Origin of the sequence: Enterococcus sp. DIV1368f, assembly GCF_051712245.1 — a bacterium.
Taxonomy (GTDB): domain Bacteria; phylum Bacillota; class Bacilli; order Lactobacillales; family Enterococcaceae; genus Enterococcus; species Enterococcus faecalis.
Genome location: NZ_JBIOON010000001.1, coordinates 630,071 through 651,387 on the forward strand (window position 1 = coordinate 630,071; position 21,317 = coordinate 651,387).

The 21,317-nt window shown below is 38.8% G+C and carries 23 protein-coding genes; 22 read left to right on the forward strand and 1 reads right to left on the reverse strand.

Features of this window, described 5'->3' with window-relative positions; all coding sequences use genetic code 11:
• The first annotated feature begins 365 nt into the window (after positions 1–365).
• From IGL07_RS03135 to cshA, 18 genes are all read left to right on the forward strand, one after another.
• Entirely contained in the window at positions 366–2,285 is a 1,920-nt protein-coding gene (locus IGL07_RS03135; RefSeq protein WP_010817087.1) for a BglG family transcription antiterminator, read from the forward strand.
• On the forward strand, positions 2,251–2,574 hold the full coding sequence (locus IGL07_RS03140) for a PRD domain-containing protein (RefSeq protein ID WP_002386165.1): 324 nt from the start codon (positions 2,251–2,253) through the stop codon (positions 2,572–2,574). Before IGL07_RS03135 ends, IGL07_RS03140 begins: the two co-directional genes overlap by 35 nt.
• Positions 2,575–2,588: 14 nt before the next feature.
• Positions 2,589–2,945, forward strand: coding sequence for a glycine-rich SFCGS family protein (locus IGL07_RS03145; RefSeq protein WP_002355707.1), 357 nt, complete (start codon positions 2,589–2,591; stop codon positions 2,943–2,945).
• Between the two features lie 30 nt (positions 2,946–2,975).
• A complete protein-coding gene (locus tag IGL07_RS03150; protein ID WP_002355708.1) occupies positions 2,976–3,332 on the forward strand; it encodes a DUF4312 family protein in 357 nt (118 codons plus the stop codon).
• 15 nt (positions 3,333–3,347) lie between these two features.
• Positions 3,348–4,127, forward strand: a complete 780-nt coding sequence (locus IGL07_RS03155) for a DUF4311 domain-containing protein (RefSeq protein ID WP_002355709.1) — start codon at positions 3,348–3,350, stop codon at positions 4,125–4,127.
• 19 nt (positions 4,128–4,146) lie between these two features.
• Positions 4,147–4,842, forward strand: coding sequence for a DUF4310 family protein (locus IGL07_RS03160; protein ID WP_002361314.1), 696 nt, complete (start codon positions 4,147–4,149; stop codon positions 4,840–4,842).
• Positions 4,843–4,972: 130 nt separating this feature from the next.
• Positions 4,973–6,286: a PTS sugar transporter subunit IIC gene (locus IGL07_RS03165; protein ID WP_002358780.1), complete on the forward strand. Its 1,314-nt coding sequence runs from the start codon at positions 4,973–4,975 to the stop codon at positions 6,284–6,286.
• A gap of 25 nt (positions 6,287–6,311) precedes the next feature.
• Positions 6,312–6,611 (forward strand): hypothetical protein, encoded by a 300-nt coding sequence (locus IGL07_RS03170; RefSeq protein ID WP_002363233.1) that lies wholly within the window; start codon positions 6,312–6,314, stop codon positions 6,609–6,611.
• 8 nt (positions 6,612–6,619) lie between these two features.
• A complete protein-coding gene (locus tag IGL07_RS03175; protein WP_010817088.1) occupies positions 6,620–7,708 on the forward strand; it encodes a DUF871 domain-containing protein in 1,089 nt (362 codons plus the stop codon).
• Between the two features lie 8 nt (positions 7,709–7,716).
• Positions 7,717–8,826, forward strand: a complete 1,110-nt coding sequence (locus IGL07_RS03180) for an amidohydrolase/deacetylase family metallohydrolase (RefSeq protein WP_010817089.1) — start codon at positions 7,717–7,719, stop codon at positions 8,824–8,826.
• The gene (locus IGL07_RS03185) at positions 8,816–9,922 is read left to right on the forward strand and encodes a DgaE family pyridoxal phosphate-dependent ammonia lyase (RefSeq protein WP_010817090.1); all 1,107 of its coding nucleotides are present in this window, start codon (positions 8,816–8,818) and stop codon (positions 9,920–9,922) included. The genes IGL07_RS03180 and IGL07_RS03185 overlap by 11 nt, the downstream gene beginning before the upstream one ends.
• A gap of 3 nt (positions 9,923–9,925) precedes the next feature.
• On the forward strand, positions 9,926–10,669 hold the full coding sequence (dagF, locus tag IGL07_RS03190) for a 2-dehydro-3-deoxy-phosphogluconate aldolase (protein WP_002378063.1): 744 nt from the start codon (positions 9,926–9,928) through the stop codon (positions 10,667–10,669).
• A gap of 9 nt (positions 10,670–10,678) precedes the next feature.
• Entirely contained in the window at positions 10,679–11,689 is a 1,011-nt protein-coding gene (locus IGL07_RS03195) for a sugar kinase (protein WP_002358787.1), read from the forward strand.
• Positions 11,690–11,782: 93 nt separating this feature from the next.
• Positions 11,783–12,811 (forward strand): hypothetical protein, encoded by a 1,029-nt coding sequence (locus tag IGL07_RS03200; protein WP_002363239.1) that lies wholly within the window; start codon positions 11,783–11,785, stop codon positions 12,809–12,811.
• Positions 12,808–13,254, forward strand: a complete 447-nt coding sequence (locus IGL07_RS03205; RefSeq protein WP_002376042.1) for a YaiI/YqxD family protein — start codon at positions 12,808–12,810, stop codon at positions 13,252–13,254. The genes IGL07_RS03200 and IGL07_RS03205 overlap by 4 nt, the downstream gene beginning before the upstream one ends.
• Before the next feature lie 140 nt (positions 13,255–13,394).
• Positions 13,395–14,465, forward strand: a complete 1,071-nt coding sequence (locus IGL07_RS03210) for a D-alanine--D-alanine ligase (RefSeq protein WP_002355721.1) — start codon at positions 13,395–13,397, stop codon at positions 14,463–14,465.
• A gap of 78 nt (positions 14,466–14,543) precedes the next feature.
• Entirely contained in the window at positions 14,544–15,917 is a 1,374-nt protein-coding gene (locus IGL07_RS03215; RefSeq protein WP_010817091.1) for a UDP-N-acetylmuramoyl-tripeptide--D-alanyl-D-alanine ligase, read from the forward strand.
• A gap of 302 nt (positions 15,918–16,219) precedes the next feature.
• Positions 16,220–17,767 (forward strand): degradosome RNA helicase CshA, encoded by a 1,548-nt coding sequence (cshA, locus tag IGL07_RS03220; protein WP_002355724.1) that lies wholly within the window; start codon positions 16,220–16,222, stop codon positions 17,765–17,767.
• 60 nt (positions 17,768–17,827) lie between these two features.
• Here the strand turns inward: cshA and IGL07_RS03225 are convergent, their stop codons facing one another.
• Positions 17,828–18,094, reverse strand: coding sequence for a hypothetical protein (locus IGL07_RS03225; protein ID WP_025189488.1), 267 nt, complete (start codon positions 18,092–18,094; stop codon positions 17,828–17,830).
• A gap of 304 nt (positions 18,095–18,398) precedes the next feature.
• Between IGL07_RS03225 and acpS the strand changes: the two genes are divergently transcribed.
• The 4 genes from acpS (at position 18,399) to IGL07_RS03245 (ending at position 21,307) form a co-directional block, all read left to right on the forward strand.
• Positions 18,399–18,752 carry a holo-ACP synthase gene (acpS, locus tag IGL07_RS03230; RefSeq protein ID WP_002355727.1) on the forward strand — a complete coding sequence of 118 codons (354 nt, stop codon included), beginning with the start codon at positions 18,399–18,401 and terminating at the stop codon, positions 18,750–18,752.
• Positions 18,753–18,781: 29 nt separating this feature from the next.
• The gene (alr, locus tag IGL07_RS03235; RefSeq protein WP_010817092.1) at positions 18,782–19,897 is read left to right on the forward strand and encodes an alanine racemase; all 1,116 of its coding nucleotides are present in this window, start codon (positions 18,782–18,784) and stop codon (positions 19,895–19,897) included.
• A 15-nt stretch (positions 19,898–19,912) separates the two neighbouring features.
• Positions 19,913–20,290, forward strand: coding sequence for a type II toxin-antitoxin system PemK/MazF family toxin (locus tag IGL07_RS03240; protein ID WP_002355729.1), 378 nt, complete (start codon positions 19,913–19,915; stop codon positions 20,288–20,290).
• 321 nt (positions 20,291–20,611) lie between these two features.
• On the forward strand, positions 20,612–21,307 hold the full coding sequence (locus tag IGL07_RS03245; RefSeq protein ID WP_104879630.1) for a hypothetical protein: 696 nt from the start codon (positions 20,612–20,614) through the stop codon (positions 21,305–21,307).
• The last annotated feature ends 10 nt before the right edge of the window (positions 21,308–21,317 follow it).

Consider the following 21,317-nt stretch of genomic DNA (forward strand, 5'->3'; position numbering starts at 1 on the left):
CACCACTTGCTATCCAAACTATTCTGTGTTAAAGTGTGTTTTATGCGACGAGTTGACTCAATCAGATAGCTTCGGCTATTCCGTTTTGACGGCTAGTGATTGTCAAACACAACGACACCAGATAGTACGGCTATCAGTTACCGGATTTGTAACGTGTCGGACAGAATACTTTTGTGGAGAAGGTTTCTGTCTATTTATGCAAATAAATAGTGTGGTATCCCTTAACAGTAGTAACTGTTAAGGGATTTTTTTGTATGAAAAGAGAAGTGTTGCACTTTTATAAGTGCAACTTTTTTGTGTTGTGGAACAGATAAAATAACGCTATAGTTTTAAGTGTAAAGGGAAAAGAAAAGAGGTGACAAGGCATGACCGTGTTGTTGTCCAAAAGAGCGATAAATATTTTATTGATGCTTTTGGATTTGGAAGGGAGTATTACCACGCAAGAATTAGCTGAGAACTTTACTGTCAGCGTTCGAACAATTAAGTATGATTTAGAAGATATTCGTGCTTGGTTTGAACAGCATGATGAGACACTTTATTCAAAACGAAATAAGGGAATCTGGCTAGAGTTACCTGACTCTAAACGCTTACTGTTAAAAAATGAAATTATCGATGTCGATCGATTTGAAACCTATCCTGATCAAAAAAGACGAGTCAATGTATTGATTTTTCAGTTATTGTCAGTCAAAGGGTACTTAACGGCACAGCAGCTAGCAGATGAATTATTAGTGAGTCGAAACACAATTGTCAGTGATTTGGAACAGGTCGAACGGTTGCTGCAAGCATATGATTTAACCTTAATTCGCCAAGCACGGCAAGGGTTTACAATTAGTGGTGAAGAAAGCAATGTACGCTTACTGATGGAATTTATCACTCAAAAAGAACTTACAGAATACGATATTTACCAAATTATGAACTATGTGACAAAGACAAAAGGGGCTGAAAAAATCCCTAAAATTAAATTTGGGTCAGGGACATTGTTTCAAGGTTGTTATCGTAGTGCATTGAAAAAAATGCGAAATTTAATTAATCCACTCGATCAAAATCAATTTGATTATGCCGAAATATTATCTATTACGTTGAGAGTGGCAATTGCCGCAGCACGTATGCAGATGGCACATACAATTGGGACTTACCGAGTGTTATCGCAAAAAACACGCTTTGAACAACGGAACGAAGTACCACTTTTACTTTTACAAGAGGTGTTTGAACGGTATGACTTGCCTTTATTAGCGGATGAATATTTTTATATTTATAGTGATTTATTCGGAACCCATCAACGGCAAGATATGGTTCAATTAACAAAACAAGTGATTGAAAGCGTTTCAAAAGAGCTGAATTATCCTTTTGTAAATGATCGCCAATTATTTACGAACTTGTTTGCACACCTGTCCTTACGTTTTACAAAGAAACATTTATTTATTAATGAATACAATCCGTTTTCTGAAGAAATCAAAGGAAAACACCCAGCGTTATTTTTAGCTATTCAAAGTGCCTGTAAACAATTAATTCAACGTTCTGTTTTGTTAGTCAACGATTCTTTCTGCGCATATATTGCGTTGCATTTTTTGGCAGCTCAGGAACGACAACAGCAGGAAGCTAAAGTTGTTAGGATTGTGTATGTTTGCTCGACGGGCTTAGGTGTGACCAGTTTAATTGAACAAAAAATTTTAGAGGAAGTACCAAACGTTGAACTCGCAGGATTTGCTTCTGTTTTAAATGCAACTGAAGTGATTCAAGCAGAAAAGCCTGATTTGGTATTGAGTATTTTCCCAATTGAAGAAATGACATACCCATTTATTAAAGTTAGTCCATTGTTGACGGACACAGATTTAAGTTTGATTCGGGAAGAGGTCGATAAAATTTTATTAGGGAAACGTCAAGGGAAGGGTACCGCTCGCTCCACGAAATCTGATGTAATTGAAAAAAATGAACGGATACAAAGCCAAGATTTGTTAGTAAAAGCGTATATTATTTATGAAGAGTTAAAACGAATGTTTCAAACAAAGTTACTGAGCGAATATCAAGAAGCCTTTTTACTGCACGTTTTATTAATGACACATCGGATTACGTTTAATAAACAATACGAAGAGATTCCTTGTAATAGAGAAGTATCTCATGAAAGGCAAGAAGAAATTCGGCAAATTGAATGTTTATTTGCTAAAAATGAGTTACCTGTCAATCATGCTGAAATTTCAGCATTACTTAATTATTTAGAACAACCAAAGGAGGAAGAGGATGGAACTAGCAATGGAAGCACAGGAAATCATTCGACAAAGTGCTGAACCAGAAAAGCTACAATCGATTATCAAACAAACCAGTGCGCGATTAGCAGAAGCACAAATTGAACCAACGGAATTACAGTGGACGATTTTGATTAACCATCTCAATGAGATGCTGAATCGTTCAAGAGAAGGAACGACATTAGCTGGTGTTGATCGGACGTTGTTTACGGAACTAACACCAGAAACGTTGAAAATTGCACAAGAAACAACAGAAGCAATTGGTCAGTTATCAGAAGATGAGTGGTATGTTTTAGCTGTTCATTTTGAAGTTGCTAAACAAAACAATTAATAGGAGGAAAAGTTATGATTACAGTAGTTATCGCAGATCGTTTAGGAAAAGGACAAAATGTTGCAAAAGGAGTGGAGCAAGCCGGTGGTCGCGCGGTTGTTGTTCCAGGAATGGGCGCTGATATGCGTTTAGGAGATGTGATGCAACAAGAAAAGGCAGATTTAGGCATTTCTTTCTGTGGCAGTGGTGGTGCAGGAGCGTTAACGGCTGCTACTAAATACGGGTATCCCGAAAGACATGGCATGCGATCAATCGAAGAAGGGGTAACAGCAATTAACGATGGGAAAACTGTTCTTGGATTTGGTTTTATGGATCAGGAAGAACTTGGTAAACGAGTAACTGAAGCATTTATTAAGAAACACGGAGCATAGAAAGTAGTAACTTAGAAAGGAGCGGTAATTATGGATGCCACAAAACGGTCAACACAAACCGTGATTGTTTCTGGAAAAGGTAATAAGAAGAATGAAGCTTTTGCAAGTGCGTTGAATGATGTTTCAAAAAAAGTATTAAAAGAAACAACAGAGGTCCTCATCCGGATTGAACCGAAAGAAGTAACTATTCGTCAGGCAAAAGAACAAGTTTATACAGAAAAATTTCTGTTCTTCTTCTTTCCTAGAAAGAGAGTGATTTATCATGTCGAACTAGCTGTAGAAGTGGAGATCCAAGCCATTGCAGTCGAAGAAGTTGATTTTTTAACGGAAACAATTAAAGAACCGAACGCAGTAGTAGTTCCGTTTCTTTCAAAAAGAGGCGTATAAAGGGAGGAAGAAGGAATGGAATTTGTAATCATTTTGCTGAAGTCATTGCTTATTGGTGGTCTACTAGGTTTTGCAGCTGGCGCAGGCGCTGCTCGGATGTTTCATGCACCACAAACGCAAGGGTTAGGGGCATTTAGAACATTAGGAGAAATGAACGCGGCACAAGGAGATCCAGCATCACACTTTTCTTTTGGTTTAGGTTTTTTCTTTAATGCTTGGGCTTCGGCCGTCGGAGCAGGTGCCTTTACACAAGATGTGACCCACCGGATTGTGCCTAACTGGGCTGCAGCAATTTTATTGGTAAAGGATAAAGATGTCACTAAAACGATGCATAATCCCAAAAAAATGGGGATTGTCGGGGCCTTTGTAGGAATGGCGACTGTGGCTTTCTTAAATAGTACAGCTGCAGCAATTCCAGAATCGCTACAAGTAACAGCAGTTGCGGTGTTGGTACCTGCAGCAACGATTTTAATCAATACTGTGATGCCCGTTTTATTCTGGCTAGCGGCTTTAGATGCAGGAAAACGGACGGGTTTCTGGGGAACGTTATTTGGCGGATTATCTCAATTAGTCATGGGCAATGCTGTCCCAGGAGTTGTATTAGGGATCTTAATCGGTAAAGGTGTCGATGATTTAGGGTGGACCCGAATGACACGCGGCATGCTTGGTGCCATTATCTTATTATTTATTTTAAGTGGCTTCTTCCGAGGGTTCGACTTAGAAATGATCGAAAGTTTCCGCTTGTCTATTCCTCAATGGTTAAATAATTTACACAATGTCTTCACCGTTAAATAGAAAAAAGGAGGTCTCATAGATGGAACAGCAAGAAAAAAATGAATGGGCACAACAAGAACAAGAAATTCAAGAAGGTTTAAAAGGCAAAAGTTTTTGGTATGCTGATTGGGGCTTTCCCATTTTAGTCGGGATTATGTCAGCGGCAATTTTTGCAGGAACACATATGTATGTAGTTTATGGTGTGGGCGCCTTTAATGAAGTTTCAATTGTTGCGATGCTAAAAGCTGGTTTAGATGGTGGTTCTTATGGCGCTGCCGCAGCATTTGGTGCAAGTTTCCTGTTTGCACGAATTTTAGAAGGTTCTTTAGTCGGGATTTTAGATTTAGGTGGCTCAATTTTAACGGGGATCGGGATTGGCGTACCTGCAATTTTCCTCAGCATGGGTATTAAAGCACCTGTAGAAAACTTTGGCTTAGCACTTTTAACAGGTGCGCTATTAGGGTTAGCAGTTGGCGGCGTAATTGTGTTGATTCGGAAATTTACTATCAATCAAGGAAATTCCACTTTTGGTGCGGATGTGATGATGGGGGCTGGTAATGCCTCAGGACGTTTCTTAGGCCCGTTAATTATTTTGAGTGCGGCGGGTGCTTCGATTCCTATTGGGATTGGTGCTACATTAGGAGCTTTAGGTTTTTACATTTGGAAAAAACCAATCGCTGGGGGCGCAATTTTAGGCGCAATGATTTTTGGTGCAATATTCCCGGTTTCTTTATAATCAGAAAAAGCCTTTTGTTTTGCACTTTCTCTGTCATAAATAAGAATAAGCGTTTACATTATAATGTTACTATGTTATTATAAATGCGAAATAATTATTATTTTTATTAGTTGAACGGAGGAATTAACAAATGAATGGTTTTGTACAGTGGATGGAAGTTAAGTTAATGCCGATTGCGAATAAATTTGGTTCGCAACGCCATATGACAGCGATTAGAAAAGGATTAATTGCAACGATGCCTTTAACAATTGTGGGCTCATTCTTTACAATTTTTCAAAATATTCCAATTGAGGCATACACAAAATTGATTGAACCTTATCAAGCAATTTTAGATATTCCTTCCCGCTATACGATGGGGTTACTTGCACTTTATGCAACATTTGGGATTGCTTCATCATTGGCCAAAAGTTATAAGCTTGACTCTTTGACGTGCGGAATTTTAGCATTAATGGCCTTTTTAGTAACAGCGGCACCACCAACACGTGTCTTTGAAGATGTTGACAACGTCATTACAGCAGGGCGCTATATTAATTTAGCAAATTTAGGTTCAGCTTCTTTATTTGGTGCGATTGTAACAGCGCTGTTATCTGTTGAAATTTATCGCTTCTTTATTGAAAAAGATATTATGATTAAGATGCCAGATGGCGTACCGCCTGAAGTGTCAAATTCATTTATTGCGTTAATTCCAGGAGCAGTTATTCTTTTATTATTCTGGGTTATTCGCCACGTAATTGGTTTTGATTTGAATGGTTTCTTGAGTACGTTATTAATGCCACTTAAAGGTATCCTTGCTGGTAACAGTTTATTTGGCGGCTTACTAACAGTCTTCTTAATCTGTTTCTTCTGGGTTTTAGGGATTCATGGTCCAGCGATTATGGGCCCAGTTATTCGTCCTTTCTGGGATATGTCGATTGCAGAAAACCTTGAAGCTTTTACCAATGGCGCAAACGTTCATCAGTTACCTAATATTTTTACAGAACAGTTTTTACAATGGTTTATCTGGATTGGTGGCGCTGGAACTACGCTTTCTTTAGTTGTTTTAATGATGTTTTCTAAATCGACGTATCTGAAAAGTCTTGGCCGTTTATCGTTCTTACCAGGCTTGTTTAATATTAATGAACCAGTTATTTTCGGAACGCCTATTGTAATGAATCCTATTTTAGGTATTCCGTTTATCGTGGCACCGTTAATTACAACAACGCTATCTTATTTCTTAACAGTTGCTAATATAATTCCGATGATGGCTGCACGCTTAGCGTTTGCAATTCCAGCACCAATTGCTGCTTGGATGAGTACCAATTGGAGTTTTTCGGCCGCAGTATTAGTGATTGTTAACTTCTTAATTACAATGGCTATCTACTATCCATTTTTCAAAGTTTATGAAAAACAACAATTGGATAAAGAAGCAGAAGAATTAGCAGCTGAACAAGCAGCGAAAAATTAAAAAATGTTAGGGCGGGTGTTCTGATATGAATATCCTGCCCCTTCTAAGTCAGAGAAGAAAGTCAGGAGCGTATAAGATGATTATTTGGTTCATTTTCTTTTTTATCGTTAGTCAAATTATTATAGAAAAAGGGCAGTTGCCTACTGTTGTTTATCAATTTGGTTTGGTAAAGACGTTGGTTTTTACGGCAGTTTGTATTACTCTTTCCATGATAATTGGCGGATTTCTAAATCAACCAGTATTGCTCGTTGGCTCTACAACAATCCTGTGCAGCTCGGTGATTGCTTGGAAATTTCGAAATAAATTTGAAAATAGCGGAGTGTGAGAACGAAGATGAAAAGAGCATTAGGTGTATCAGTTTATCCAGATCATAGTGATATCAATCAAGATAAAGCGTATTTAAAAAAAGCCAGCGAATGTGGGTTTACTCGAATTTTTATGAGTATGTTAGAAGTGACCGATGGCAAAGAAGCGGTTCAGAAAAAATTTAAAGAATTAATTAGTTATGGGAAAAATTTAGGATTTGAAACAATTTTAGATGTCGTTCCAAGTATCTTTGATGAATTGGAAATTTCATATGATGATTTGACTTTTTTCAGCGAATTAGGAGCTGACGGGATTCGGTTGGATACAGGTTTTGATGGAAATAAAGAAGCCATGTTGACGTTTAATCCATTCGGCGTGGCTATTGAGCTGAATATGAGTAATGATGTTGCTTATCTTGATAACATTTTGACGTATGAAGCGAATCGACCTTTCTTATATGGTTGTCATAACTTTTATCCACAAGCGGGAACTGCATTGCCGTATGATTTCTTTGAAAAATGTAGCATCCGTTTTAAAAAGGAAGGTATTCGGACAGCTGCTTTTATTTCATCTCAGGTAGGTGAAATTGGTCCTTGGGATGTGAATGATGGGCTACCTACTTTAGAAATGCATAGACAGTTGCCAGTCACTATTCAAGCTAAACATTTATTTGCAACAAATTTAATTGATGATGTTGTTATTGGAAATGCTTATGCTTCCAACGAAGAATTAGAAGCATTGGGTCAGTTGAATCGTTATCAAACAGAATTGACCATTGTTTTTGAAGAAGCGACTTCTGAAATTGAAAAAGAAATCGTAACAAAAAATCAACATTTTCGCCGTGGAGATATCACTCAGCAGATGATTCGTTCCACAGAAGTGCGTAAAAAATATAAAAATGAAGCTAATCCCCCGCATGATAATCAAGCAATGCTACAACCTGGAGATGTTGTTGTGGGAAATGATGCATTTGGAAAATACAAAAATGAATTACAAGTCGTTTTAGAACCACATCAAGACTCACGCAAAAACCGAGTAGGGCGTATTATAGAAGAAGAACTTGTATTATTAGAATTCATTAAGCCTTGGACAAAATTTAGATTTATAGAAAAGTAGGGAAGAATATGGACTACGATTTACTTATAAAAAATGGACAGACAGTAGATGGTATGCCTGTTGAAATTGCAATTAAAGAGGAAAAAATAGCTGCTGTTGCAGCAACTATTTTAGGTTCTGCAAAAGAAACTATCCACTTAGAACCAGGTACTTATGTATCCGCAGGCTGGATAGATGATCACGTTCATTGTTTTGAAAAAATGGATCTTTATTATGATTATCCAGATGAAATTGGGGTCAAAAAGGGTGTTACGACAGTGATTGATGCTGGGACAACAGGTGCTGAAAACATTCATGAATTTTATGACTTAGCGCAGCAAGCAAAAACAAATGTTTTTGGATTAGTCAATATTTCTAAATGGGGCATCGTTGCTCAGGACGAACTCGCAGATTTAAGTAAAGTACAAGCGAGTTTAGTCAAAAAAGCGATTCAAGAATTACCAGATTTTGTTGTAGGGATTAAAGCCCGTATGAGTAGGACCGTTATTGGCGATAACGGCATTACGCCTTTAGAATTGGCCAAACAGATTCAGCAAGAGAACCAAGAAATTCCCTTAATGGTTCACATTGGATCAGCACCGCCTCATTTAGATGAAATTTTAGCCTTGATGGAAAAAGGGGATGTCCTAACCCATTGTTTTAATGGGAAAGAAAATGGCATCTTAGACCAAGCAACGGATAAAATAAAAGATTTCGCTTGGCAAGCGTACAACAAAGGGGTCGTATTTGATATCGGGCATGGTACGGATAGTTTCAATTTTCACGTAGCTGAAACAGCGTTGCGCGAGGGAATGAAAGCTGCATCAATTAGCACAGATATCTACATCCGTAACCGAGAAAATGGTCCTGTTTATGATTTAGCCACAACGATGGAAAAACTCCGTGTGGTCGGCTATGATTGGCCAGAAATTATTGAAAAGGTAACCAAGGCTCCTGCTGAGAATTTCCATTTAGCTCAAAAAGGCACGTTGGAAATAGGTAAAGATGCTGATTTAACGATTTTCACGATTCAAGCAGAAGAAAAAACATTGACTGATTCTAATGGATTGACACGAGTAGCCAAAGAGCAAATTCGCCCAATCAAAACAATTATTGGAGGACAAATCTATGACAATTAGTTACGAAAAATTCCACTTAAAAGAAGTCATTAATGCTTCTGGGAAAATGACCATTCTAGGTGTCTCCAAAGTTTCGGAGGCAGTCCTCGCGGCTCAACGATTCGGTGGTGAACATTTCTTTGAAATGAGTGAACTTAGTCTGCAAACAGGGGCCTTTTTAGCCAACTTATTGAAGGTAGAAGATGCCCAAATCGTTTCCTCGGCTTCGGCGGGGATTGCCCAATCGGTGGCTGCCTTGATTGGAAAAGGCAGCTTGTACCACGCGTATCATCCCTATACAGAAAAGATCGAACAACGGGAGATTGTTTTACCTAAAGGGCACAACGTGGACTACGGCACACCTGTAGAAGTCATGGTAGCGCAAGGCGGCGGCCAAGTGGTGGAAGCTGGCTACGCCAACATGTGCAGTCCAGAACACGTGGAAATGATGATTTCCGAAAAAACAGCGGCCATTCTATACATCAAAAGCCATCATACCGTGCAAAAAAGTATGCTGACGGTGGCCGAAGCGGCCAAAGTGGCGCAACGCCACAAGGTGCCGCTAATTGTTGACGCGGCAGCAGAAGAAGATCTTTTCAAATACACTGAAGCAGGCGCTGATTTGGTGATTTACAGCGGCGCCAAAGCCATTGAAGGACCAAGTGCTGGTTTAGTGGTCGGGAAAAAAGAATACATTGACTGGGTGCGCCTGCAAGGCAAAGGCATTGGTCGAGCAATGAAAATTGGCAAAGACAATATCCTGGGCTTTACGCAAGCAGTGGAAGAATACTTGGCACATGGCAGTGAATCAGGGGCTTCGATGCAAGAACGCTTAAAACCGTTTGTTGAAGCCATCAACAACTTGTCAGATTTAACCGCCAAAATCGTCCAAGATGGCGCTGGCCGAGACATTTATCGCGCCAGTGTTAAAGTGGACGGCAGAAAAACTGCCAAGGAAGTCATCCAAGCGTTAAAAGCAGAAAGTCCAGCCATTTATACGCGAGAATATCAAGCCAACAATGGCATCATTGAATTTGACATTCGTTCTGTCAATCAAGAAGAAATGAACAAAATCGTGCAACGATTACAAGAAATTATGGACACAAAGGAGAAATAAGCCATGTCATTAAAACCTAATTATTTAGAAGAACGCATTTGTTTAAACGTCTTAGCCAATTCAGTAGAAAATGCCCAAGCCTGTTATGAAGCAGCAGAAGGGCATGTTGTGTTAGGCGTCCTTTCAAAAAACTATGAAACCGATGAAGCAGCCATTGACGATATGAAAAAATACCAAGCAGCAACCAACAACGCTTTATCTGTCGGCTTAGGGGCTGGCGATCCTAATCAAAGTCAAATGGTGGCTCGCTTATCAGAAGTTCTACAACCGCAACACGTGAACCAAGTCTTCACAGGTGTCGGCGCTTCGCGGGCCTTACTTCGTCAAGACGAAACAGTAATTAATGGCTTGGTTTCACCCACAGGCAAAGTTGGCTATGTCAACATTGCGACAGGTCCGTTAAGCTCGGGTGCGCCAGCGGCGGAAGTACCTATCGAAACCGCCATCAAATTGTTGAAAGACATGGGAGGCAGTTCCATTAAATATTTCCCGATGAAAGGCTTGGCTCACAAAGAAGAATACCAAGCAGTAGCAGCAGCTTGTGCCAAGTATGACTTTTATTTAGAGCCAACAGGGGGCATTGATTTAGAAAACTTTGAAGAAATTGTTCAAATTGCGGTGGATGCCGGCGTTAAAAAAATCATTCCTCATGTCTACAGCTCAATTATCGATCAAGAAACAGGGGACACTAGAACAGAAGACGTGAAAACGTTACTAACCATGATGAAAAAGACATTGAATAAGTAGGTGGCAAAGATGAAAATTGCTGCGTTTGGTGAAGTCATGCTTCGTTTCACTCCGCCAGAGTATCTAATGTTAGAACAAACAGAGCAGTTAAGGATGAACTTTGTAGGGACTGGCGTAAATCTCTTAGCAAATTTGGCTCATTTTCAACTAGAAACAGCATTGATTACGAAATTACCTGCCAATCGTCTTGGTGAAGCTGGCAAAGCAGCGCTAAGGAAGTTAGGAATTTCAGATCAATGGGTAGGAGAAAAGGGCGATCATATTGGTAGTTTTTTTGCAGAAATGGGTTATGGAATCCGCCCCACACAAGTAACTTATCAAAATCGCCATCAGAGTGCTTTTGGCATCAGCGAGGCGAAGGACTACGATTTTGAGGCCTTTTTAGCGGAAGTAGATATGGTGCATATTTGTGGTATTTCGTTAAGTTTAACTGAAAAAACTCGTGATGCTGCTTTGATACTTGCTCAAAAGGCGCATGCCTGTCAAAAGAAAGTTTGTTTTGACTTTAATTATCGACCTAGTTTGAATACAGCAAATAGCGCACTTTTTATGCGTCAACAGTACGAACGCATTTTACCTTATTGTGATATTGTTTTTGGCAGTCGTCGTGATTTGGTCGAGCTATTAGGGTTCATTCCGCGAGAAGATTTAGAAGGTGAGGCACAAGAAACTGAACTGATTCAGCGCTTCATGTCTCAATACAATTTGGAATGGTTTGCTGGGACAACGAGAAGTCATTCCCAAAATCAAAACTACTTAAGTGGGTATTTATATACCCAAAATGAGTACCAACAGAGTGAAAAAAGACCGCTTCTTAATCTTGATCGAATTGGTGCTGGTGATGCTTATGCGGCGGGGATTTTATATGGCTATAGCCAAAATTGGTCGTTAGAAAAGGCAGTTACCTTTGCCACAGTCAATGGGGTCCTTGCACATACGATTCAAGGAGATATTCCTTTGACAACGGTCAAACAAGTGAATCACGTTCTTGAGCATCCGAATCTTGATTTAATTCGTTAAAGAAGAAAACCAGAAGAAAAGTCGTGTGTGGCTTTTCTTCTGGTCTTTTTTTCATTATAATTAAAAGAAACAGATTGCAAAGGAGGCAGCAGGATGAGTGTTGCACATCTTTTAACAGTTTTAGAAAATGATGAATTTATTGAACGGATTCAAAAACGACCAGAAGCGTTCATTGGAACGACTGGCTTAGTCGGCTTAGAGAATTTACTTGTTCAGACAATTAACGGTTTATTAGAGTTTTTCATTGAAAAGAATCAAGGGAAAATTGCTATACAGTTATCGCGTCAACAAATCTCTTTTCAGGTATCTTCCACACGACCGCTTGTTTTTGAACAAAAGCAAGTCGATTTAGAACCACCTTTTCTGTATTTATCTGTTTTACAAGCCTTCTCAAAACAAGTAGGGATCAGTATCGATCAAGAAAAACAACGAACTATTTTTATTTACCATCAAGGGCAATTGAAAAAACGATTATTGTTACCTATTGAAGAAACCCAGGAACGAATTGAAGTCTTATTTTGGCCAGATACGCAAATTTTTGGTACAGAATCACTTTCTTATATGCGTGTTTTACAGCAATGTCAACAGATTGCCATGTTGAATCCAGGCTTAAAGATTCTCTTAACACAAGAAGAGGAACAAAAAAATCTTTGTTATTACCCTAAAGGTTTAAGTAATTATTTATTTGAAAAAGATAACCCATTAACTAGAAAAGCTGCACCGATTATTCAAGCCAAGCAAACAGAATTGGCCCTTGTTCAATTTATTTTGAGTAAAAATCATGCGCCGCAAGTGCAAAAAACATTTGTTAATGGGCATTATCCCAGTCTTGGCGGAACCCACTATGAGGGCTTTCTTGATGGCGTAGTGGCCGCCTTTAATCAATTTTTAGAGGAGCAACATTACTCATTATCTGTGACAGCAGATAGTTTTTTAGCAGAATTTGATTTTGTTTTAGCCATTACGATACCAAAGCCCCGCTACACTGATGCAACGAAAACCATTTTAAGAAATACAGAGTTATATGAAGTGGTTAAAGAAGTCGTTTTTGACGAATTACAACACTACTTTCAACGTCATCCCAAATGGTTAGAGCAAGGAAGAATCGAGGGAAATGAATGAAAATTTTTGTCGATGGCGATGGTTCACCTGTGAAAGAGACGGTTATTGAAGTCGCTGTAGAGAAAGCTTTGGATGTGGTGATTGTTACTAGTGTAGATCATTATTCCTTAAAAGATTATCCAGAAAATGTCTCTTTTGTGTATGTTGATAAAGGAGCGGATGCTGCTGATTTTAAAATTGTGCAGTTAATAAAAAAGGGGGATCTTTTAATTACACAAGATTATGGCTTAGCTTCCTTGGTTTTGCCAAAAGGAGTGTTGGTTTTACATCAACTGGGTTATCAATATACGAAAGAAAATATTGATGGATTGTTAGAACAACGCTATTTTAGTGGCCAAATTCGGCGAAAAGGTGGCCGAACGAAAGGACCTAAACCTTTTACAGACAAAGATAGAACAACGTTTAAACAAGCCCTTATTGAGCTGGTGGAACGGAGTCTTTAGTAAGGAAAAGGCAAGCAAAGAATTTTTCCTTCACTAAATTTGCTTCTATTATGAAACTGGGTTTTATGCTAAAATAAGTAAGGATAATTTGAAAAATAATTTTTTCTAAAAGACAGGAAAGAAACTAGGAGGACAAGCATTTGAAGATTATTTTGTTGTATGGCGGCAGAAGTGAAGAGCACGATGTATCTGTTTTGTCTGCATATTCCGTTTTAAATGCAATCTATTATAAATATTATCAAGTACAGTTAGTCTTTATTAGTAAAGACGGTCAATGGGTAAAAGGCCCTCTCTTATCTGAACGACCACAAAATAAAGAAGTTTTACATTTAACTTGGGCACAAACACCTGAAGAAACAGGCGAATTTTCAGGAAAACGAATCAGTCCTTCGGAAATTTATGAAGAAGAAGCGATTGTTTTCCCTGTTTTACATGGGCCAAATGGCGAAGATGGAACAATTCAAGGATTCATGGAAACCATTAATATGCCTTATGTGGGCGCAGGTGTCTTAGCTAGTGCTAACGCAATGGACAAAATCATGACGAAATATCTTTTACAAACTGTTGGCATTCCACAAGTACCATTCGTGCCAGTTTTAAGAAGTGACTGGAAAGGAAATCCAAAAGAAGTCTTTGAAAAATGTGAAGGTTCTTTAATCTATCCGGTCTTTGTTAAACCTGCCAATATGGGTTCTAGTGTCGGAATTAGCAAAGCGGAAAATCGTGAAGAATTGCAAGAAGCATTGGAAGAAGCTTTCCGTTATGATGCCCGAGCAATTGTTGAACAAGGGATTGAAGCACGTGAAATTGAAGTAGCCATTTTAGGAAATGAAGATGTCCGTACGACTTTACCTGGTGAAGTGGTGAAAGATGTCGCTTTCTATGATTATGATGCAAAATACATCAATAACACGATTGAAATGCAAATCCCAGCGCATGTTCCAGAAGAAGTAGCCCATCAAGCGCAAGAATACGCTAAAAAAGCGTATATTATGTTAGATGGAAGTGGCTTAAGTCGCTGTGATTTCTTCTTAACAAGCAAAAACGAATTATTCCTGAATGAATTGAACACCATGCCTGGTTTTACTGACTTTAGTATGTACCCTTTACTATGGGAAAATATGGGCTTGAAATACAGTGATTTAATTGAGGAACTGATTCAGTTAGCTTTGAATCGTTTTAAACAACGCCAAGAATTTTATAATAACTAAGAAGAAAAAATCACACAAGACTGGGACATGACAAGACTTTGGCATGTCCCAGTCCCTGTGTCAGAGGAGCAAAACATAATGAAATTAACCTTCTGGGAAGTAGCGCAAGCGGTTGAAGCCAGTAATGATTGGCAACAATGGCCTGATTTTCCTTTAACAGGCATTGAATTTGATAGTCGTAAAATTGTGAAAGGAAACCTCTTTGTTCCTTTACAAGGTGAAAATGATGGTCATCGTTTTATTGAGAGTGCCATGGCTAATGGCTGTCAGGCCGCTTTTTGGGGACAGGATTTAGTCGATGCACCGCAACAATGGCCTGTTTTGCATGTTACTGATCCACTGGTTGCTATGCAAAAATTAGCTACCTATTATTTAAATAAAATGCAACCGAATGTCATCGCTGTGACTGGTAGTAATGGAAAAACCACCACTAAAGATTTAATTGCTGCTGTGTTATCTGAAAAGTTTGTGACTTACAAAACGCAAGGCAATTACAATAATCAAATTGGCTTACCCTATACTATTTTACACATGCCTGATGAAACAGAAAAACTGATTTTAGAAATGGGCATGGATCACGCTCAGGAAATTTCTTTTCTTTCCAATCTGGCTCAGCCAGAAGTTGCCGCCATCACAATGATTGGCGAAGCCCATGTGGAAAATTTAGGCTCACGAGCAGGCATTGCACAAGCAAAAATGGAAATCGTAGATGGTTTAGCCAAAGACGGTAGTTTATTTGTGCCAAGCGATGAACCTTTGCTAGAACCATTGGTGGAAAAAGTCACGCAACAAGTGATTACTTTTGGTTTTAGCCAGGAAAGTCAACTTCAAGGAATCGTCACAAATGAAGCCAAAGAGCAAACCTCATTCAAAATCAGTGATACACAAATGACGTTTACGATTCCAGTGCCAGGAACCTATAATGTCACCAATGCATTAATCGCAATCGGGATTGGTCGGTATTTCCAATTAACGGATAGTGAGATTCAAAAAGGGTTGGCTACAGCGGAACTAACAAAGAATCGGACAGAATGGTTGAAAGCAGCGAATGGTGCCGAAATTTTAAGTGATGTGTACAATGCCAATCCGACAGCTATGGGTCTTGTTCTGGACAGTTTTAGCAAAATGTCCAAAGTAGGAAAACGAATTGCTGTTTTAGGAGACATGCTGGAATTAGGTCCTGATTCTGCTGCCATGCATCAAGCAATGGCGCAGCATTTAGCCCCAGATGCGATTGAAGAAGTCTTTTTATATGGTTCTGAAATGGCTTATTTAGCTGATAAATTGCAAGAAACCTATGCACCAGCTAACATTCATTCTTTTAAAAAAGAAGAAAAAAATGAGTTGATTGAAGCTGTCAAAAAAGTCTTACAACCAGAAGATATGGTGGTTTTAAAGGGAAGTAACGGGATGGGACTTCGTGAAGTCATCGATGCACTTTTAGAAAAGTAAATAAGTTTCATAAAACTTGCTGAAAATAGGATTCTATGATAGAATGACCTATTGCCGGAAGATGACGAGAAAAATTGAATCGTAGTAAATAAAATAGATCTATTTCTATGTTTAATAATAAATGTGAAGCTGAACGACCACGTTTGGCTTTTCTAATGCCATAAGGTGAATTTTTCGGTGAAATCAGGAAAGAAGAAATAGTTGGCACACTATAATGGATTTCTTTTTAACAACTGAAAGTGAAGACACCTGAAACTAGGAAGAAATCGTTCTTTCCGAAACAAAATCTAGGAGGATATCATTTGAAATTTAAAGAACTTGGTTTAGCGCCAGAATTATTATCAGCGGTAGAACGCGCAGGCTTCGAGGAAGCAACCCCTATTCAATCAGAAACAATTCCGTTAGCGTTAGCAGGAAAAGACGTAATCGGACAAGCACAAACAGGAACAGGGAAAACCGCTGCTTTTGGCTTACCAATGCTTAACAAAATTGACGCAGACAACCGCGTTATTCAAGGATTAGTCATTGCACCAACCCGTGAGTTGGCTATCCAAACACAAGAAGAGTTATTCCGTTTAGGCCGCGATAAAAAGATTCGCGTCCAAGCCGTTTACGGTGGGGCTGATATCGGTCGCCAAATCCGTGGACTAAAAGATCGTCCACATATCGTTGTAGGTACACCAGGACGTTTACTAGACCATATTAACCGTCGTACCTTGAAATTAGAAACTGTTGAAACATTAGTTTTAGACGAAGCAGATGAAATGTTAAACATGGGCTTCTTGGAAGACATTGAAAAAATCATCTCACAAGTGCCAGAACAACGTCAAACACTTCTATTTTCAGCAACTATGCCGCCAGCAATCAAGAATATTGGCGTGAAATTCATGAAACAACCAGAACATGTGAAGATTAAAGCCAAAGAAATGACGGCTGATTTAATTGATCAATATTATGTACGTTCAAAAGACTTTGAAAAATTTGACATTATGACACGTTTACTAGACGTGCAAACCCCAGAATTGACCATTGTCTTTGGTCGGACAAAACGCCGTGTTGATGAACTTGCCCGCGGGTTAGAAGCGCGTGGTTACAAAGCAGAAGGCATCCATGGCGACCTATCACAACAAAAACGGATGAGCGTTTTACGTTCATTCAAAAATGGTAACTTAGATATCTTAGTGGCAACAGATGTAGCAGCACGTGGGTTAGATATTTCAGGTGTCACCCATGTCTATAACTACGATATTCCACAAGATCCAGAAAGTTATGTTCACCGTATTGGTCGGACAGGTCGTGCTGGTAAAGGCGGTATGTCTGTGACGTTTGTAACACCAAACGAAATGGGTTACTTACATGTCATCGAAAACCTAACGAAAAAACGGATGACACCATTACGTCCACCAACCGAAAAAGAAGCATTTAAAGGACAATTAAGTGCAGCTGTTGAAACCATCGAAAGTGATCTAGAAGAAAATGGTTTAGACAAATATCTAGAATCTGCTGAAGCGTTATTAGAAAAATATTCAGCGACAGACTTAGCTGCGTTATTATTAAAAACAGTAGCGAAAGATCCAGCAGATGCGGTTCCTGTAAAAATTACCCCAGAACGTCCATTGCCTTCAAATAAAAAAGGCTTTAACAAAAATGGCCGTGGTGGTGGCGGTGGGAACAACCGTAATCGCAACCGTGGTGGCAATGGTAAAGGTGGCAGCTATCGTGGCAACAAAAACCATAAAGATGGCGACCGTAATTACAAAAATAGCGACCGCAAAAATAAAGATCAACGTGGCGGTAAACGTCATAACGATAAAAAACGTGGTTTCGTCATTCGCGAAAACGCTAAATAATCAAAAGAGCGAGTGTTCCGTCTATGAACGGAATACTCGCTCTTTTTTGGTAGATAATCGTTAAATAGAAAAACTCAAAAAAAGTAAAAAAGGCATCAAAATGATATAAAAAAAGAAAAACGCCAAAATTATCCAAGTTTTCAACGGGGAAGTTAGATTGAAGAGTTTCAGTTTTTGTTGTAGCAAATGAATGGTTACGATCCAAACCAGTTGCAAGAGAAAAAATAGGCTGGGATTTTTAAAGAAGATTGGAAATATGTAGAGCAACAAAGTAAAAATAAACAGGGCGCAACGAAGCAACTTTTTTTGCCGAGAAGTTAAAGTCATACATTTTTCTCCTTTTTCTTTTTATTCTCCCATAAGTAGCCAAAATTTGCTATAAAATATTAGAACATCCGCTTAGTTTCCTGATTTTTTTCCGATGCTTCTTAGTTGTTGTCTTACTTTTATAAAAATTCAGAAAAATTTTATAAAAATGTAAATAGGAAGAAAACGTATGGTACTTCAATTTGTGTGAGGATCGTGTAAAACATTCTTTATTTTTTTAGCGAATCAGTGGAAAAATTTTGAAATTTTGTTAAAATGAAAGGTAATTCGGAGTAACTATATTAAATAGGAAGTAAGGCGGAAAATGATAAAGGGAATTGGTATTGACGCAGTAGAATTAAGTCGGATAAAACCGATTGTTGAAAAACAAGGATCGTTTATTCAACGGGTTTTAACACCTAACGAATTGACCCTTTTTGAAAAGTTATCTACAAAACGTCAAATAGAATTTTTAGCTGGTCGTTTTGCTTGTAAAGAAGCGTTCTCTAAAGCATGGGGCACAGGGATTGGCAAGGTTGGTTTACAAGATATTGAGGTATTGACTGAAAAAACAGGTGCACCGTACGTAGCAAACTCGCCCCATAATGGTAAAGTGTTTGTCTCGATTACGCACACAGATACTATGGCGATTGCACAAATTGTTTTAGAAAGCGAATAATAGAAGCAACGAAGAAAGAAGGATGTACAATGGTCGTTGGATGGCATCGTCCTACACGGTTACATATCGATACGCAAGCAATTACTGAAAATGTCCAAAAGGAATGTCAACGTTTGCCAGAAGGAACTGCTTTATTTGCGGTTGTAAAAGCGAACGGCTATGGGCATGGCGCCGTAGAAACCGCCAAAGCGGCGAAAAAAGGTGGCGCGACAGGTTTTTGTGTCGCCTTATTGGATGAAGCAATTGAATTGAGAGAAGCAGGTGTTCAGGACCCCATTTTAATTTTGAGTGTGGTAGACTTAGCTTATGTGCCTTTGTTGATTCAATATGATTTGTCTGTAACGGTAGCTACACAAGAATGGTTAGAAGCTGCTCTTCAACAACTAACGCCTGAGAGTAACACGCCATTACGTGTTCACTTAAAAGTCGATACTGGCATGGGACGGATTGGCTTTTTAACCCCGGAAGAGACTAAGCAAGCAGTGAGGTTTGTTCAATCCCACAAAGAATTTTTATGGGAAGGTATTTTTACTCATTTTTCAACAGCTGATGAAATCGATACAAGCTATTTTGAAAAACAAGCAGGGCGTTTTAAGGCTGTTCTAGCAGTTTTAAAAGAGTTACCTCGGTATGTCCATGTTAGCAATAGTGCGACAGCGTTATGGCATCCTGATGTGCCAGGAAACATGATTCGCTATGGGGTAGCCATGTATGGATTGAACCCTTCAGGTAATAAGCTGGCTCCAAGCTATGCGTTAAAGCCGGCCTTGCGGTTGACCAGTGAACTCATCCATGTAAAACACTTAGCGGCTGGTGAAGGGATTGGCTATGGCGAAACCTACGTAACTGAAGCTGAAGAATGGATTGGGACAGTGCCAATCGGCTATGCAGATGGCTGGTTGCGTCATCTCCAAGGATTTACAGTGCTCGTGAATGGCAAGCGTTGCGAAATCGTCGGACGGGTTTGTATGGATCAATGTATGATTCGTTTAGCAGAAGAAGTTCCTGTCGGCTCAGTCGTTACATTAGTTGGAAAAGATGGCAATGAAGAAAATACGTTACAAATGGTAGCCGAAAAATTAGAAACCATTCATTATGAAGTTGCATGTACTTTCTCACAAAGAATCCCCAGAGAATATAACTAGATAGGAGGTTCCACTATGGTCAAACGCGGAGATATTTATTTTGCAGACCTTTCCCCAGTAGTGGGCTCGGAACAAGGTGGCGTCAGACCTGTCCTTGTTGTCCAAAATAACTTAGGTAATCATTTTAGCCCAACGATTATCGTTGCGGCGATCACAGCCAAAATGGCAAAGCCAAAATTGCCAACACATATCGGGATTAATTCTGATGAAACAGGCATTGAAAAAGATTCAGTGATTCTTTTAGAGCAGATTCGAACAATCGATAAGGGCCGCTTGAAAGAAAAAGTTTGTCATTTGAGACTTGATATTATGGAAGAAGTTGATCGTGCCTTAGGCATCAGTGTTGGACTTAGTAGCGATTCAGCCCCAGCAAAAGCAAATTCAGCTACATAAAGAACGATAGCTACTATGAAATCAACAAAGCCGAATTGAATTTTTGAAAAAGCGACTGATTGAATTTGGTTTGCTAAACATAGTTTGAGTAAAAGCGAGAGGGATAGCCAAGTGGCATCTCTCTTGTTTTTTTGTTTTGTATTTAAAAAATTAAAATATAAATATAAAATTCAAATTTTTATCATCTTATTTTAAATAAAGTTGTTGGCAAGGCTCAAACGGAATGTTACAATCAATACTATATAGAGTTTTTAAAGAGCGTAACAGGTGATTTTACAAGTTTTGATTGTCGAGTGATGACATAAAGGAGATTATATTTGTATGATGATTGTTGTACTTTTAATGAGTAGTTGCTTATTTTTATTTGTAAGCTATCAATTGTATTTGCGATTACTTGTCGAAAAACTGGATTCAGAGGACAGGACATTAAAGAGGAAAATAAATTTCTATAAGTATCAGAAAAATAGTCGTTTAATGATTTATTTATTGTTTAGTGTTTGTCTACTTAGCGTATTATTGTTAGGAATTGTTTATACATATTATCAATTAAATCAACGAAATATCCGCATGGAACAGCGGATCGAGCGTTTGGCACAGGGCCAAGCTACTCAAGGTGACAAAATAAAAAAACAAGAAATTAAAAAAACAGCCTTAAACCAGTTTCCCTGGAAGCAAGCTGTTTCGGCAGAATCGACCGCTGTCTTGACTAATTATGAATTACAATTAGCGCGTGAATGGCGTCCTTACCTCGGAGAGACGAGTATCACAATAATTAGAAGTGAAAAAACACAAACCTTGACACTGTCTGTTTTTTCAGTCGGCTTAAGTTACCATGAATTTCAAACAGGCCAAGACAATATTGTAGCACTTATTGCAGCGTTGAATTCAGTCAAAGAAATCACCATGATTGATTTTAATTTTACTTATCGAGATCAAGAGCAAACCCTTGTCAAATCCATTGATACGTATGCTCGTGAGACGTTGGAAACAAATTTGGAGCCTGTCGTGATTAGTTAAAAGGATGAGA

Coding starts and splice junctions, on each gene's coding strand:
- IGL07_RS03145 (WP_002355707.1), top strand. CDS start 2,589: ATGATTACAGTAGTTATCGCAGATCGTTTAGGAAAAGGACAAAATGTT.
- IGL07_RS03215 (WP_010817091.1), top strand. CDS start 14,544: ATGAAATTAACCTTCTGGGAAGTAGCGCAAGCGGTTGAAGCCAGTAAT.
- IGL07_RS03195 (WP_002358787.1), top strand. CDS start 10,679: ATGAAAATTGCTGCGTTTGGTGAAGTCATGCTTCGTTTCACTCCGCCA.
- alr (WP_010817092.1), top strand. CDS start 18,782: ATGGTCGTTGGATGGCATCGTCCTACACGGTTACATATCGATACGCAA.
- IGL07_RS03180 (WP_010817089.1), top strand. CDS start 7,717: ATGGACTACGATTTACTTATAAAAAATGGACAGACAGTAGATGGTATG.
- IGL07_RS03150 (WP_002355708.1), top strand. CDS start 2,976: ATGGATGCCACAAAACGGTCAACACAAACCGTGATTGTTTCTGGAAAA.
- IGL07_RS03185 (WP_010817090.1), top strand. CDS start 8,816: ATGACAATTAGTTACGAAAAATTCCACTTAAAAGAAGTCATTAATGCT.
- IGL07_RS03155 (WP_002355709.1), top strand. CDS start 3,348: ATGGAATTTGTAATCATTTTGCTGAAGTCATTGCTTATTGGTGGTCTA.
- IGL07_RS03205 (WP_002376042.1), top strand. CDS start 12,808: ATGAAAATTTTTGTCGATGGCGATGGTTCACCTGTGAAAGAGACGGTT.
- dagF (WP_002378063.1), top strand. CDS start 9,926: ATGTCATTAAAACCTAATTATTTAGAAGAACGCATTTGTTTAAACGTC.
- IGL07_RS03140 (WP_002386165.1), top strand. CDS start 2,251: ATGGAAGCACAGGAAATCATTCGACAAAGTGCTGAACCAGAAAAGCTA.
- IGL07_RS03240 (WP_002355729.1), top strand. CDS start 19,913: ATGGTCAAACGCGGAGATATTTATTTTGCAGACCTTTCCCCAGTAGTG.
- IGL07_RS03200 (WP_002363239.1), top strand. CDS start 11,783: ATGAGTGTTGCACATCTTTTAACAGTTTTAGAAAATGATGAATTTATT.
- IGL07_RS03135 (WP_010817087.1), top strand. CDS start 366: ATGACCGTGTTGTTGTCCAAAAGAGCGATAAATATTTTATTGATGCTT.
- IGL07_RS03170 (WP_002363233.1), top strand. CDS start 6,312: ATGAATATCCTGCCCCTTCTAAGTCAGAGAAGAAAGTCAGGAGCGTAT.
- IGL07_RS03165 (WP_002358780.1), top strand. CDS start 4,973: ATGAATGGTTTTGTACAGTGGATGGAAGTTAAGTTAATGCCGATTGCG.
- IGL07_RS03175 (WP_010817088.1), top strand. CDS start 6,620: ATGAAAAGAGCATTAGGTGTATCAGTTTATCCAGATCATAGTGATATC.
- IGL07_RS03160 (WP_002361314.1), top strand. CDS start 4,147: ATGGAACAGCAAGAAAAAAATGAATGGGCACAACAAGAACAAGAAATT.
- IGL07_RS03225 (WP_025189488.1), bottom strand. CDS start 18,094: ATGACTTTAACTTCTCGGCAAAAAAAGTTGCTTCGTTGCGCCCTGTTT.
- IGL07_RS03245 (WP_104879630.1), top strand. CDS start 20,612: ATGATGATTGTTGTACTTTTAATGAGTAGTTGCTTATTTTTATTTGTA.
- acpS (WP_002355727.1), top strand. CDS start 18,399: ATGATAAAGGGAATTGGTATTGACGCAGTAGAATTAAGTCGGATAAAA.